This window comes from Mesorhizobium sp. WSM4935 (assembly GCF_029625735.1).
In the GTDB taxonomy this organism is placed as follows: Bacteria; Pseudomonadota; Alphaproteobacteria; order Rhizobiales; family Rhizobiaceae; genus Mesorhizobium.
In genome coordinates this window covers 1-381 of the sequence record NZ_JARTVR010000051.1, presented here as the reverse complement: position 1 = coordinate 381, position 381 = coordinate 1, and the positions used below count along the sequence as shown (strand labels likewise).

Genomic DNA, 381 nt, shown 5'->3' with positions numbered 1-381 from the left:
GGCGCCGGCGCCTTGACCAAGAGCGGATCGGGCACGCTTTCGCTGACGGCCGACTCCTCCGGCTTCACCGGCACCACCGCGATCGGCGGCGGCACGCTCAATGTCTCGGGGAGCCTGTGCGGCACGCTCAATGTGCTCTCCGGCGGACGGCTCGAAGGCACCGGCACGGTCTGCGACACCACCAATGCCGCGGGCGGCACGATCGCCGCCGGCAATGCTGGCGTGCCGGGCACGCTCACCATCGCCGGCAATTACACCGGCAATGGCGGCACGCTGGAGATCGAGACGGTGCTCGGCGGCGATGGCTCCGCCACCGACCGGCTGGTCGTCACCGGCAACACCTCCGGCACCACCACGCTCAAAGTCGCCAATCTCGGCGGC

1 protein-coding gene is annotated in these 381 nt (G+C 70.6%); it reads left to right on the top strand.

From position 1 onward, the window contains the following. The coding region (locus tag P9273_RS32505; RefSeq protein ID WP_278052573.1) for an autotransporter outer membrane beta-barrel domain-containing protein at positions 1–381 on the top strand (381 nt) is incomplete at both ends.